13 protein-coding genes are annotated in these 12,832 nt (G+C 73.7%); 4 read left to right on the plus strand and 9 right to left on the minus strand.

From position 1 onward, the window contains the following. Positions 1-6: 6 nt before the first annotated feature. Entirely contained in the window at positions 7-1,089 is a 1,083-nt protein-coding gene (locus ACWD4U_RS23620; protein ID WP_363459780.1) for an LLM class flavin-dependent oxidoreductase, read from the minus strand. Positions 1,090-1,528: 439 nt separating this feature from the next. Between ACWD4U_RS23620 and ACWD4U_RS23625 the strand changes: the two genes are divergently transcribed. Then, a complete protein-coding gene (locus ACWD4U_RS23625) occupies positions 1,529-2,140 on the plus strand; it encodes a VTT domain-containing protein (protein WP_363459781.1) in 612 nt (203 codons plus the stop codon). Between the two features lie 228 nt (positions 2,141-2,368). Beyond that, positions 2,369-3,622 carry a polysaccharide deacetylase family protein gene (locus ACWD4U_RS23630; protein ID WP_363459782.1) on the plus strand — a complete coding sequence of 418 codons (1,254 nt, stop codon included), beginning with the start codon at positions 2,369-2,371 and terminating at the stop codon, positions 3,620-3,622. 13 nt (positions 3,623-3,635) lie between these two features. On the opposite strand, the gene ACWD4U_RS23635 is transcribed toward ACWD4U_RS23630, so the two are convergent. The 6 genes from ACWD4U_RS23635 to ACWD4U_RS23660 are packed head-to-tail and all read right to left on the minus strand — an operon-like array spanning position 3,636 to position 9,124. Beyond that, positions 3,636-4,478, minus strand: coding sequence for an alpha/beta fold hydrolase (locus tag ACWD4U_RS23635; protein ID WP_363459783.1), 843 nt, complete (start codon positions 4,476-4,478; stop codon positions 3,636-3,638). Then, entirely contained in the window at positions 4,475-5,548 is a 1,074-nt protein-coding gene (locus ACWD4U_RS23640; protein ID WP_363459784.1) for a branched-chain amino acid ABC transporter permease, read from the minus strand. Before ACWD4U_RS23640 ends, ACWD4U_RS23635 begins: the two co-directional genes overlap by 4 nt. After that, positions 5,545-6,411: a branched-chain amino acid ABC transporter permease gene (locus ACWD4U_RS23645; protein WP_363459785.1), complete on the minus strand. Its 867-nt coding sequence runs from the start codon at positions 6,409-6,411 to the stop codon at positions 5,545-5,547. Before ACWD4U_RS23645 ends, ACWD4U_RS23640 begins: the two co-directional genes overlap by 4 nt. Continuing rightward, positions 6,411-7,130 (minus strand): ABC transporter ATP-binding protein, encoded by a 720-nt coding sequence (locus tag ACWD4U_RS23650; RefSeq protein ID WP_363459786.1) that lies wholly within the window; start codon positions 7,128-7,130, stop codon positions 6,411-6,413. The genes ACWD4U_RS23645 and ACWD4U_RS23650 overlap by 1 nt, the downstream gene beginning before the upstream one ends. Then, on the minus strand, positions 7,127-7,885 hold the full coding sequence (locus ACWD4U_RS23655) for an ABC transporter ATP-binding protein (RefSeq protein WP_363459787.1): 759 nt from the start codon (positions 7,883-7,885) through the stop codon (positions 7,127-7,129). The genes ACWD4U_RS23650 and ACWD4U_RS23655 overlap by 4 nt, the downstream gene beginning before the upstream one ends. A gap of 6 nt (positions 7,886-7,891) precedes the next feature. After that, entirely contained in the window at positions 7,892-9,124 is a 1,233-nt protein-coding gene (locus ACWD4U_RS23660) for a substrate-binding domain-containing protein (protein WP_363459788.1), read from the minus strand. 271 nt (positions 9,125-9,395) lie between these two features. Here ACWD4U_RS23660 and ACWD4U_RS23665 point away from each other — a divergent pair, with 271 nt between their 5' ends. After that, positions 9,396-10,163 (plus strand): CoA transferase subunit A, encoded by a 768-nt coding sequence (locus tag ACWD4U_RS23665; RefSeq protein ID WP_363459801.1) that lies wholly within the window; start codon positions 9,396-9,398, stop codon positions 10,161-10,163. After that, positions 10,163-10,804, plus strand: a complete 642-nt coding sequence (locus tag ACWD4U_RS23670; RefSeq protein WP_363459789.1) for a 3-oxoacid CoA-transferase subunit B — start codon at positions 10,163-10,165, stop codon at positions 10,802-10,804. Before ACWD4U_RS23665 ends, ACWD4U_RS23670 begins: the two co-directional genes overlap by 1 nt. Before the next feature lie 72 nt (positions 10,805-10,876). Here the strand turns inward: ACWD4U_RS23670 and ACWD4U_RS23675 are convergent, their stop codons facing one another. Continuing rightward, a complete protein-coding gene (locus ACWD4U_RS23675; protein ID WP_363459790.1) occupies positions 10,877-11,584 on the minus strand; it encodes a uracil-DNA glycosylase in 708 nt (235 codons plus the stop codon). A gap of 82 nt (positions 11,585-11,666) precedes the next feature. Then, the gene (locus tag ACWD4U_RS23680; RefSeq protein ID WP_363459791.1) at positions 11,667-12,791 is read right to left on the minus strand and encodes a low temperature requirement protein A; all 1,125 of its coding nucleotides are present in this window, start codon (positions 12,789-12,791) and stop codon (positions 11,667-11,669) included. Positions 12,792-12,832: the final 41 nt, after the last annotated feature.

Genomic DNA, 12,832 nt, shown 5'->3' on the forward strand with positions numbered 1-12,832 from the left:
GGACCCTCAGCCGGTCAGGCCGTACGCCTCGGCGATCAGGCGGTAGGACTCCAGCCGGTTGCGGTGGCCGTGGATGTGCGAGGTGACCATCAGCTCGTCGGCGCCGGTGCGGTGCCGCAGGGCCTCCAGACCGGCGGCGACCTCCTCGGGGGTGCCGAGCACCACGTTGGCCAGCCAGGAGTCCAGGAAGTCCTCCTCGGCGAGGGTGTACGGGTGGGCGGCGGCCTCCTCGGGGGTGGGGATCGGGCCGGGGCGGCCCTGGCGCAGCCGCAGCGTGGCGAGCCCGGCGGAGCGGGCCAGCCGGCGGGCCCGCTCGCCGTCCTCGGCGGCGACCGCGCCGACCCCGATCAGGGTGTAGGGCTTGTCCAGCACCGCGGACGGGCGGAAGCCGTCGCGGTACAGGTCGAGCGCGGCGACGGTGTTGCCGCCGCTGAAGTGGTGGGCGAAGGCGAACGGCAGGCCGAGCCGGGCGGCGAGCTGGGCGCTGAAGCCGGAGGAGCCGAGCAGCCAGGTCGGCGGTCGGCTCGCGGAGCGCGGCACGGCGGCGAGGGTCGCGTAGGGGTGGCCGTCGGGGAAGTCGCCGTCCAGGAAGTGGATCAGTTCGGCGAGCTGGCGCGGGAAGTCGCCGGGGCCCTCCGACTCGCCGCGGCGCAGCGCCCGGGCGGTGGCCTGGTCGGTGCCGGGGGCGCGGCCGAGGCCGAGGTCGATCCGGCCGGGGTGCAGGGCCTCCAGCAGGCCGAACTGCTCGGCGATGGCGAGCGGCGCGTGGTTGGGGAGCATCACGCCGCCGGAGCCGAGCCGCAGGGTGGAGGTGTGCGCGCCGAGGTGGGCGAGCAGCACCGCGGGGACGGAGCTGGCCACGCCGGGCATGCCGTGGTGCTCGGCGACCCAGAACCGGTGGTAGCCCCACTGCTCGGCGCTGCGGGCCAGCTCGGTGGTGGCGGCGAGTGCCTCGCCGGGGCTGTAGCCGGTGCCGACGGTGGCCAGGTCCAGGATGGAGAGCGGCGCGGGAGCGTTCCCGGCGGTGCGGCCGCGGATCGGGTCGGCGGCGGGCTCGGTGGGGTCGGTCGGCTCCGGTGCGATGCTCATGCGCTGCGTCCTCCTGGTGCCCCGGCCGGGTGCCTGGGCGGTCGTCGGGGGACAACCCGGCGACCGGCCGCGGTTGTTCCCGCCGAAGCGCACGGTTTCGCTGACGGTCCGACAGGAGGCCACGCTCCGTGGCGACTTCACGCCAGAGCGAGTTGTCGCCAGGTCGAACGGTCGATCCGGGGGTGGCCATGCGGCAGTCTGGTGATCAGCGGAGCACGTACCGGTTCCGCGACCAGCGACAGATCGGCGGGCTCGACCAGCGTCGTTCGATCCCCATGAGCCCCTGGAGCGGCAACCCCGCCCCAGGGGCTCTCGTGGTTCCCGGGCCCGGAGTGTGACGCGCCACACCGGGGGTGCTTCATGGCATGAAATTCTCTCGCGCTAGCGTTGGCCCCGTTGCAGCTGCCTCTCCCCCGGGCGGGCTGGAGGGAGAACCACCTTGGACGCCAACGCCGTGATCGGCCCGGCCTGGTACTGCGGCCTGGCCCTGGCCGCGGTACTCGGCGACGCCTTCCTGCCGTTCCTGCCGAGCGGCACCCTGGTGATCCTCGCGGTGCTGAAGACCTCGCAGGTGCACAACGCCCCGCTGCTGCTGGCCGCCGGGGTGGCCGCGGCCTCGTTCCTCGGCGACCTGCTGCTGCTCCACCTGGCCCGGCGCGGCGCCCCCGCGGTCAGCCGCCGGCTGGAGCGCCGGCCGAAGCTGGCCGCGAGCGTCGAGCGGGTGCAGCGCGCCTTCACGGGCCGCACCAGCCGGGCCGCCGCGGCGATCGTCATCGTGGCCCGCTTCGTCCCGGCGGGGCGCACCGTCCTGGACCTCGCGGTCGGGCACTCCCCCGGCCGCCCGTGGACCTTCCTGCGCTGGTCGGCGGTGGCCGCCGTGCTGTGGGCCGCGTACATCGTCACGCTGGGCTGGCTCAACTCGCACTGGTTCGACACCGCGTGGCTGAGCCTGGCGATCTCCTGCCTGGCCGCCACCGCCATCTCCAGCGGCATCGCGCAGCTGGTCCGGCGCCGCCGCCGGGAGCTCGCGGCGCTCGCCGGAGCCGAGTGACCTGCTCTGTCCCAGAACGGCAACAAGGCGGTGCGGCGTGCAGCCGCGACGGCCGTCCCCGGCGTGGTGTCCGACAGGTGGGGCGGCGTTGGCCGGGCCACCTGAGCCGTGCCATCCTTGGGTGGCGCTAACGTCAAATTGTCCGATTTTGCCAGCACTTGACCTCCGGGAGCCGCGGTTCGGCCCCCGGAGCTTTTCTGGCCCGGACCCACCGCGGCAGGGGAGACCATGAGCACCATCTCGCGCAGGACAGTGCTGTCCGCCACGGCGGCCACCGCGGCACTCGGGGCCGTCACCGCCTGTTCGAGCGGCGGGGGCGGTGGCACCGGGCGCCCCGGTTCCGACGCCGGCGCCTCCAACCAGCCGTCCTCCGGGACGTCCCCCGTGAAGGGCACCCCGCTCGGCGACGGCTCGAGCGCCGACACCGGCGCGCAGCCCAACCAGCCGACCCCGGAGAAGCTCAAGCCCGGTGAGGCTCCCCCGCAGTTCGTGGTCTTCTCCTGGGACGGCGCGGGCGCCACCGACGACGGCCAGTTCACCCGGTTCCTCAAGCTCGCCGAGCAGTACAAGGCGACCATGACCTTCTTCCTGTCCGGCATCTACACGCTGCCGAAGGAGAAGGCCTCGCTGTACCACCCGCCGAAGCACTCGGTCGGCGCCTCGGACATCCCGTTCCTGTCCGCCAACGCCGTCCGCAACACCATCAAGCTGATCAGCCAGGCCTGGCTGGCCGGCCACGAGATCGGCACCCACTTCAACGGGCACTTCTGCTCCACCCGTTCGGATGGCAACGGCGTCAACAAGTGGACGCCGGAGGACTGGGAGAGCGAGATCGAGCAGGCGGTCTCGTTCGTCACCCAGTGGAAGACCAACACCGGTTTCACCGACGTCGACCCGCTGCCCTTCGACTACAAGAAGGAGCTGATCGGCGGCCGCACCCCCTGCCTGGAGGGCCAGAAGGCGCTGCTGCCGACCGCGGCGAAGCTCGGCTGGAAGTACGACGCCAGCTCCCCCGGCGGCCTGCAGATCTGGCCGCAGAAGGTCCAGGACGGCAAGATCTGGGACTTCCCGCTCCAGGGCATCCCGTTCCCGGGCCACAACTTCCAGGTGCTGTCGATGGACTACAACATCCTGGCGAACCAGTCCGGCGGCTCCACCAAGGGCGACGCGTCCAAGTACCCGGCGTGGCGCGACCAGGCCCGTGACTCGTACCTGGCGGGCTTCAACCGCGCCTACACCACCAACCGCGCCCCGTTCTTCGTCGGCAACCACTTCGAGCAGTGGAACGGCGGCATCTACATGGACGCGGTCGAGGAGACCCTGAAGCAGATCGCCGGCAAGCCGGACGTCCGGCTGGTGTCCTTCCGTCAGCTCGTCGAGTGGCTGGAGGTGCAGGACCAGTCCACCATCCGCAAGCTCCGCACCCTGGGCGTGGGCCAGGCCCCGACGGGCGGCTGGCAGACCTTCCTCGGGACGGCGTAGGGCGCGCCGGCGGCTACCGCACGACCTGGGCCAGCCGGTCCGACCAGAGGATCGTGTAGTGGTTGGTGTCCGGCACCAGCTCCGTCGGGATCGCGACCTTCGCCAACCGGCCCTGGTCGTAGAGGGCCTGAGGCTCGTTCAGGAGGCCGCGCTCGGCGTACAGCAGGGTGGCGGGGACGGTGAGGCGGTGGACGGCGTCGGCGGCTTCGGGGTCCAGCAGGACCTGGGCGCCGTCGGTGCGGACCGCCTCGCCGACGCAGGAGGAGACCAGCTCGGGTTCGGCGCCGATCAGGTCGCGCTGGACGTAGGCGTCGATCTCGGGGGTCCACGCGCCGAACGCGGGGTGCGCGCGCCAGAAGTCGCGGTAGGCGTCGCGGCCGGCGAAGGTCATCGAGAGCCGGGCCAGCGCGGGGCCGAGGACGGCCGCCAGGGCGTCCTCCTCGCGGACGCCCGCGGGGAGCGGGAAGCTCACCGCGCCGTCGACCAGCACCAGGTCGGTCAGCAGCTCCGGGTGCCGGACGGCGGTGAGCGCGCCGACCCACGCGCCCATCGAGTGGCCGACCAGCCGGACGGGCGCGTCGCCGAGCCGGCGGATCAGCGCGGCGACGTCCTCGGCGTGCCGGGCCAGGCCGTAGGGGCCGGGCAGGTCCCGGCTCGCGGCCCGTCCGCGCAGGTCGGGGGCGTAGAGCGAGACCCGGCCGTCGAGCAGGCGGGCCAGCGGACCCCAGGCGAGGGCGTTGGCGGTGATGCCGTGGACGGCGACCACCACGGGGGCGTCGGGGACCGTCGCGGGCCAGTGCAGGACGGCCAGCTCGCCGTCGGCGACGGGGACGGTGAGGGACTGCGGGTGCGTCATGCGGCGCCTTCCGGGACGGCGGTGGCGGCGGGCCGGGCGGTCCGCGCGGCCCGGCCGGAACGGATCCGGGCGGGCAGGCGGGCCAGGCCGCCGGGGAGCAGGTAGACCACGGCGACGAAGAGGCTACCGAGCAGGAACAGCGGTTGGGAGAGCGGAACCCGTAGCACGGCGGGGAGTTCGGCGATCGACGCGGAGTTGGCGAGGTCGCCGAGGCGGTGCGCGGCCCAGGTGTAGAGGACGCCGCCGAGCAGCGGGCCCCAGCGGGTGCCGGAGCCGCCGAGGACGACCATCACCAGCAGCGCCAGGGTGGCGTCGGAGCTCGCGGCCTGCGGCGTGGCGCCGCCGGTGAGCAGCAGGTAGACCACGCCGCCCGCGCCGGCCAGGGCGCCCGCGACCGTGAACGCGACCAGCTTGAAGCCGTACGGGCGCAGCCCCAGCACCTCGACCCGGCGTTCGTTCTCGCGGATGCCGGCCCAGATCCGTCCGGTGGGCGAGGCGACCGTCCAGTGCACGACGGCGAGGGTGAGCACCAGGTAGGCGACGGCGATCCAGTAGAGGTTGGCGGTGTTCTGGATGCCGATCAGCGCGCCGGGGAGGCGGTCGGCGGGCGCCGAGCGGCCCTCCTCGCCGCCGGTGAGGCCGCCGGGGTTGCGCTGCACCAGGATCGCGCCGGCCTGGGCGAAGGCGAGGGTGACCATGGAGAAGCCGATGCCGGTGACCCGCAGCGAGATCGAGCCGAGCAGCAGGGCGAGCGCCACCGAGCAGGCGACGCCGAACACCGCGGCGGCCACGAACGGGAGTCGGAGCTCCAGCATGGCCAGGTCGGTGGCGTACAGGCCGGTGGCGAAGTACAGGGCGTGGCCGAAGGAGAGCAGTCCGGTGCGGCCGAGCAGCAGGTCGTAGCCGCTGGCGAGGGCGCCGTAGACCAGGCAGAGGGCCAGGAGTTGCAGGCTGCCGGGGCTGCCGAGCGGGCCGTCGAGCAGTCCTGGCAGCGGGAGCGCGCCGTAGGGCGCGATCAGCAGGACGAGCAGCAGGGCGAGCGGCCACCACCGCTTGAGCAGGGCGGTCATGCGAGTCTCCCGGTGAGTCCGCGCGGCTTGGCGAGCAGCAGCACGGCGAGCAGGACCACGACGGACAGGTCGCCGAGGCCCGCAGCTGAGTAGTAGTTGGCGAACTGCTGGACCAGGCCGACCGCGACGGAGGCCACGGCGGCCCCGGTGACCGAGCCCGTGCCGCCCATCACGACGACCACGAAGGCGAAGATCAGCAGGCTGGTGCCCTGGCCGGGGTTGACCGAGCCGAAGTAGAGGCCGGCCAGCGCCCCGCCGAGCGCGGCGGCGGCGCCGCCGATCGCGAAGACCAGCGTGAAGGCCTTGCGGACGTCGATGCCGAGCGCGGTGACCATGGCGCGGTCCTCGACGCCGGCCCGGACGATCAGCCCGTAGCGGGTGCGGGCCAGGAACAGCCGCAGCAGCAGGAGCACGACCACGGCGGCGGCGACCAGCACGAAGCGGTTGACGGGCACGGTCGCGCCGAGCAGGCGCACCGTCCCGGACAGCGCCGCGGGCTGCGGGAAGGGCCGGGCGTCGCCGCCCCAGATGCCCATCAGCAGGGCGGGCAGGGCGAGTCCGACGCCGACGGTGGCGAGGATCTGGTCGCGGGGGCGGGCGTAGAGCGGCCGGATCAGCGCGAGTTCGAGCAGCACGGCGGCGGCGGTGCCGACCACCGTGCCGAACGGGACGGCCAGCCAGAAGCCCAGGCCGCCGTCGGTGGCGGCCCACCAGGAGGCGTAGGCGCCGACGGACAGCAGCGCGCCGTGGGCGAAGTTGAGCACGTCCATCAGGCCGAAGATCAGCGACAGGCCGGAGGCGACCAGGAAGTACAGCGCGCCGAGCCCGAGTCCGGTGCAGGCGAGCAGGACGACGGTGTTCATCAGGGGGTCACCTCGGGAGCGGGACGGTGGCTGCCGACGCCGAGCAGCCGGCGGGCGGCGTCCTCGTCGGCGAGCAGGGCGCGGGCGTCGCCCTGGTGGGCGGTGCGGCCGTCGGCGAGCACGGCGCAGTGGCCGGCCACCCGGCGCACCAGCGCGAGGTTCTGCTCGACCAGCAGCACGGGGACGGTCCCGGCGACCCGGGCGAGCACGTCGGCGACCTCCGCGACGATCTTCGGGGCGAGGCCCTTGGTGGGTTCGTCGGCGATGATCAGCCGGTTGCCGTTGAGCAGGGTGCGGGCGATGGCGACCATCTGCTGCTGGCCGCCGGAGAGGGTTCCGGCGGGCTGCTTCTGACGCTGCTTCAGCTCGGGGAACAGCTCGTGCACCAGGTCGTAGGCGGGGGCGGTGTCGCGTTCGGCGAGGCGCAGGTTCTCGGCGACGGTGAGGCCGGCGAAGATCCCGCGGTCCTCGGGGGCGTAGCCGATGCCGCGGCGGACCACCTGGTGGGTGGGCAGCTTCACGGTCTCGGCGCCGTCGAAGAGCAGCGATCCGGTGCGCGGGACCAGGCCCATGACGGCCTTGACGGTGGTGGTCTTGCCCGCGCCGTTGCGGCCGAGCAGGGCGGTGACGCCGGTGGCGGCGACGTCCAGCTCCACCCCGTGCAGGATGTGCAGGCCTTCGATCACCACCCGCAGGTCACGGACCGTCAGCAGGCTCACAGCGCCTCCCCGAGGTAGGCCCCCTGGACGGTGGCGTCGGCCATCACGGCCTCGGGGGTGTCGAGTGCCAGCAGGGTGCCGTGGTGCATCACGGCGAGCCGGTCGGCGAGGCCGAGCAGCACGTCCATGTGGTGCTCGACCATCAGCACGGTGCGGCCCTGGTCCTGGTGGACCGAGCGGATCAGCTCGACCAGGGCGGGCACCTCCTCGGCGCTGACCCCGGCCATCGGCTCGTCGAGCAGGATCAGGCGGGGGCCGCCGACCAGCAGCACGGCGAGTTCGAGCTTGCGCTTGCCGCCGTGCGAGAGGGAGCCGGCGAGGTCGTCGGCGCGGGCGGCGAGTCCGGTGCGCTCCAGGGTCTCCTCGACCTGCTGCCGGTAGGCGTCGGCGCGCCGCCAGATCCGGTAGGAGGCGCGCGGTCCGGCGGCGGCCTGGGCGGCCAGCCGGACGTGCTCGGCGACGCTGAGGCCGGGCCACAGCGAGGAGGTCTGGAAGGTCCGGCCGAGGCCCCGCCGGGCCCGGGCGGGCACCGGCAGGGCGGTGATGTCCGCGCCGTCCAGGGCGAGCGAGCCGTGGGTGGCGGGGTGGATGCCGGAGATCAGGTTGAACAGGGAGGTCTTGCCCGCCCCGTTCGGGCCGATGAAGGCGACGAACTCGCCTTCCGCGACGTCGAAGCTCACGTCCTGGACGATCGGGACGCCGCGGACGGACCAGCCGAGGCCGTCCAGCCGCAGGACCGGGGCGGGGCTGCTCATGTCGGTTCAGCCCGCCATCTTGGCGACCGGCGGGGCGACCTGGTCGGCCGTCAGCTTCTTCTCCACGCTGGGCTTGGCGGCGGCGCCGGTGCCGGTCAGCTTGACCTGGAACATCGGCTGCAGCAGCGCGTGGTCCTCGGCGCGGATCGTCAGCTGCCCCTTGACCCCGTCGAAGCTCCAGCCCTCCAGGGCCTTCACCAGGGCGTCGGTGTCGGCGTCGGAGCCCTTGGCGGTCTCCAGCGCGTGCACCACCATCTGGGCGGCGGTGAAGCCGTCGGGGGTGAACAGGTCGGGCTTGGAGCCGGCCTTGGTGACGGCGTCGGTCATCGCGAGTTCGGCCTCGGTGCCGCCGGCCGCGCCCGCGAAGTAGTGGTTGAGGAAGCTGATCCGCTCGGCGGCGGGGCCGAACAGCGGGTAGGAGGCGGCCACGTCGAGGCCGGTGACCACCTTGGTGGCGGAGAAGACGTCCTGCTGGGTGAGCGAGGTCCACAGCGCGGAGGCGGTGTCGCCGGCCCAGGCGACGAACAGCAGGTCGGGCTTGGCGGCCTTGGCCTGGCTGGCGAACGGGGTCAGGTCGGTGGCGGACGGCGGGGCGAGCACCGCGTCGACGGTGGCGCCCTCGCCGCCGAGGACGTCCTTGACGGCGGCGACGTTGGCCTGGCCGAAGGCGCTGTCCTGGGCCAGCACGGTGACCTTCTTGCCCTTGGCGTCGCCGATGAAGGAGGCGGCGGCCCTGGTGTCCTGGTAGGACTGCCGGCCGGAGCGGAAGGTGTACTTGTTCAGGCCGGTGACCTTGTCGGCGGCGGCCGGGCCGCTGATGAACAGCACCTTGTTCTGCGCGGCGATCGGGCCGACCTGCAGCGCCACGCCGGAGGCGGTGGAGCCGGCCAGCACCTTGTAGCCCTTGCCGATCAGGTCCTTGGCGGCGGAGACCGCCTTGGCCGGGTCGCCCGCGTCGTCCTGCTCGGCGACCTCCACCGGGTGCCCGGCGACCGCGTTCGTGCCCTTGGTGGCGTAGGACAGGCCCGCCTTGAAGCCCTCCAGGTACTGCTTGCCGTAGGCGGCCAGCGGGCCGGTCCGGGAGTACACCAGGCCGACCTTGACCGGGGTCTTGGACCCGCCCGCGTCGGTCGAGGTGCCCGCGGTGCCGGCCTTGGCGCAGCCGGCGGCGAGCAGCACGCAGGCGGCCAGCGCGGCGAGCGTGCGGACGGGTCTGTGGGTGGCGTCCGTGACGGGCATGGTGGTCGGCTCCTGACGTGGCTGTGCTGGTGGATTGCCGGAACCGTAGGGGGGCCGCCCGGGGCGCGACATGTGACGGACGCACGCATCGGCCGTCCTGGCTGTGTGCGCCGCCGACATGTCGGGGCGTCAGCCCGGCGACGGTGTGCGGCGGGCACATGACCCGGGTGCGGCCCATGTCCGCGGCCGCCATGGAAAGCGCCGGGGCCTGCGGTGAGGGTGGTGCGGTGCCGGCGACGCCGCCGGCCCCCCACTCGATGAGGTGACCACCTTGGACAAGGTCCTGGACTCCCCCGCCCGCGCGGTGGGGGACATTCCCGACGGCGCGCTGCTCGCGGTCGGCGGCTTCGGCCTGTGCGGCATCCCGTCCACCCTGATCGGCGCGCTGGTCGCCGCGGGCACCACCGGACTGCGGGTGGTCTCCAACAACTGCGGGGTGGACGACTGGGGCTTGGGCCTGCTGCTGCGGGCCGGCCGGATCGCCCGGATGACCTCCAGCTACGTGGGCGAGAACAAGGAGTTCGCCCGCCAGTACCTGAACGGCGAGCTGGAGGTGGAGCTCACCCCGCAGGGCACCCTCGCCGAGCGGCTGCGGGCCGGCGGCGCGGGCATCCCGGCGTTCTTCACCCCGGCCGGCGCGGGCACCCAGGTCGAGGAGGGCGGCCTGCCGTGGCGGTACGCGCCCGGCGGCGGCGCGGTCGCGCTGGCCTCCCCGCCCAAGGAGGTGCGGGAGTTCGGCGGGCGCCGGTACCTGCTGGAGGAGGCGATCACCGCGGACTTCGCGCTGGTCCGCGCCGAGGTCGCCGACCGGCACGGCAACTGCGTGTTCCACGCCGCCGCCCGCAACTTCAACCCGCTGTGCGCCACCGCCGGGAAGGTCACCGTCGTCGAGGCGGACCGGATCGTCGAGCCCGGCGAGCTGCCCCCCGACGCCGTCCACCTGCCCGGCGTGTACGTGGACCGGGTGGTCGCCGCCGACCCCGCCGACCGCCGCATCGAGCGACGCACCGTCAGCCCGGCCGCCCCGAAGGAGTCCTGATGACCACCACGCTCGACCCGCGCGACGCGCTCGCCGCCCGGGCCGCCCGCGAACTGCGCGACGGCCAGTACGTCAACCTCGGCATCGGCCTGCCGACGCTGATCCCCGGCCACCTGCCGCCGGGCGTGCACGTGGTGCTGCACTCCGAGAACGGCGTCCTCGGCGTCGGCCCGTACCCGGCGGACGCCGACGTCCACCCCGACCTGATCAACGCCGGGAAGGAGACCGTCACCGTCAACCCCGGTGCGGCGTACTTCGATTCGGCGTTCTCCTTCGGCATGGTGCGCTCCGGCCGGATCGACGTCTCGGTGCTCGGCGCGATGCAGGTCTCGGCCCGCGGCGACCTGGCCAACTGGATGATCCCCGGCAGGATGGTCAAGGGCATGGGCGGCGCGATGGACCTGGTGCACGGCGCCCGCCGCCTCATCGTGGTGATGGAGCACACCGCCCGGGACGGCGCCCCCAAGATCGTGCAGGAGCTGTCCCTGCCCGCCACCGGCCGCGCCGTGGTGCACCGCATCGTCACCGACCTGGCCGTCCTGGACGTCACCCCCGAGGGCCTGCGCCTGGTCGAACTCGCCGACGGCGTCAGCCTCGACCGCCTGCGCGCCGCCACCGAACCGCCCGTCCTGACGGACTGACGGGCTCACGGGCCCGCGCGGCGGGGGTGACCCAGGGTGACCCTCACCCCCCGCCGCGCGTGGCGTCCGCCGCTACTTCAGGTTCGGGATCTGCCAGTCGATCGCCTTGCCGCCGAAGCCCTCCAGGGCCGCGTCGATCTGCGAGAACGGCTTGCTGCCGAGGAACAGCTTCGCGGACAGCGGCGAGGGGTGGGCGCCCTGGACGACCACGTGCCGGTCGGTGTCGATCAGCGGCAGCTTCTTCTTCGCGTAGCCGCCCCACAGCACGAAGACGCAGGGCTCCTCGCGGGCGCTGACCGCCTTGATCACCGCGTCGGTGAACTTCTCCCAGCCCTTGTTCTTGTGCGAGTTCGCCTCGTGCGCGCGCACCGTGAGCACCGCGTTGAGCAGCAGCACGCCCTGCTCGGCCCACGGCATCAGGTACCCGTTGTCGGGGACGGTGAGGCCGAGGTCGGTGGTCAGCTCCTTGTAGATGTTGCGCAGCGACGGCGGCGTCTTCACGCCCGGCAGCACCGAGAAGCTCATGCCGTGCGCCTGGCCGTTGTCGTGGTACGGGTCCTGACCGAGGATCAGCACCCGGACGTCCTCGTACGCGGTCGCGGCGAGCGCCGAGAACTCCTGCCCGGCGGGCGGGAACACCTCGTGCTCCGCGCGCTCGGCCGCCAGGAACTCCGTCAGCTGCGCGAAGTACGGCTTGCCGGTCTCCTCGGCGAGCACCGCCCGCCAGGACTCCGGCACCTCCAGGACGCCGCCCACGCTCGCCTCGGCCAGCTCCGTCACGTGTACCTCCCACCGGCCGCGCCGCACGGCGACCGCTCTCATCGGACTCCGGGCCCCGTCGTCCAGGCCCGCGTGGTGAACGCTACTCGCTCGCGCCGACAGCCTGCCGCGCCCGCCGGACCCGCAGCGCCTCCCAGCCGTTCAGGCCGACCAGCACCACGGCCAGCAGCACCAGCACGGCCAGCGCGGGCAGCCGGTGCAGCGGGGTGAGCAGCAGCACCGCCAGCAGCGCGGAGACCACCGCCGCGGCGGCCAGCCGGGTCGGCGAGATCATCCCGAACATCATCTTCCGGGTGTAGCTGAAGCTCAGCAGGTACAGCACACTGCCGCCATACAGCAGCCCGAGCGCGCCGTCGCCGAGCACGCCGCCGGGCCGGGCGACCGTCTCGGCGAAGCCGACCGCCACCGTGATCACCCCCGCGATCAGCGCCAGGTGGCCGTAGGAGAACACCTGGCGCATCACGTCGCGGCGGGAGACGGCGGTCTCCAGGGCGTAGCGCATGGCGTCCGCGGCATAGCCGAAGTACTGCCACCACAGGGCGCACGAGATCACGAACGCCACGGCGACGGAGGCCAGTTGGCCCGCGTGCAGCGGGGCGCCGGCCACCGGGGCGCCGATACCGACGATCGACTCGCCGAGTGCCACCAGCAGGAACAGCCCGAACCGCTCCGGCAGGTGGCCGGGGTGGTAGTCGACCCGGGCCAGGTGCCGGCGGAACGCCAGCGGCGCCGCCAGGTCGGTGGCCGCGGCGAGCGCCCACAGCGTCTCGCGCAGCGGGGAGCCGGCCAGCCCGCCGAGCAGCAGCAGCGGCCCGGTGAGGAACCCCGCCACCCCGTACGGGCCGATCCAGATCCGCCGCACCTGACGGGCCATCAGGCCGAGCAGCACCAGCCGGGCCGCCCAGTACGCGGCGCCGAACAGCACCCCGCGCGGGCCGAACGCGCCGGGCAGCGCCAGCGCCATGAACAGCCCGGCCAGGCCCACCGCGAAGATCCCGATGCGGTCGCGCGCGTTGTCCACGTCCCGGATGTTGGCCTGCACCGTGGTGCCGACCCAGCACCAGTACACCGGCACGAACGCCACCAGCGCCCGGCCCACGCCCGCCCAGTCGTGGTGGTGGTGCAGCAGCCCCGACACCTGGGTCACCGCGAACACGAACACCAGGTCGAAGTAGAGCTCCGCCCAGGTGACGCGCTTCTCCTCCACGTGAACTCCCCCCGTCCGCCGGGCGCCTCCCCGACGCCCGC

Source organism: Kitasatospora sp. NPDC002522 (assembly GCF_053595195.1).

What these genes read in the sequence shown, in the direction of transcription:
- ACWD4U_RS23635 (WP_363459783.1), bottom strand. Translation starts at nt 4,478, where the DNA reads ATGACGCACCCGCAGTCCCTCACCGTCCCCGTCGCCGACGGCGAGCTG.
- ACWD4U_RS23640 (WP_363459784.1), bottom strand. Translation starts at nt 5,548, where the DNA reads ATGACCGCCCTGCTCAAGCGGTGGTGGCCGCTCGCCCTGCTGCTCGTC.
- ACWD4U_RS23620 (WP_363459780.1), bottom strand. Translation starts at nt 1,089, where the DNA reads ATGAGCATCGCACCGGAGCCGACCGACCCCACCGAGCCCGCCGCCGAC.
- ACWD4U_RS23660 (WP_363459788.1), bottom strand. Translation starts at nt 9,124, where the DNA reads ATGCCCGTCACGGACGCCACCCACAGACCCGTCCGCACGCTCGCCGCG.
- ACWD4U_RS23655 (WP_363459787.1), bottom strand. Translation starts at nt 7,885, where the DNA reads ATGAGCAGCCCCGCCCCGGTCCTGCGGCTGGACGGCCTCGGCTGGTCC.
- ACWD4U_RS23630 (WP_363459782.1), top strand. Translation starts at nt 2,369, where the DNA reads ATGAGCACCATCTCGCGCAGGACAGTGCTGTCCGCCACGGCGGCCACC.
- ACWD4U_RS23645 (WP_363459785.1), bottom strand. Translation starts at nt 6,411, where the DNA reads ATGAACACCGTCGTCCTGCTCGCCTGCACCGGACTCGGGCTCGGCGCG.
- ACWD4U_RS23670 (WP_363459789.1), top strand. Translation starts at nt 10,163, where the DNA reads ATGACCACCACGCTCGACCCGCGCGACGCGCTCGCCGCCCGGGCCGCC.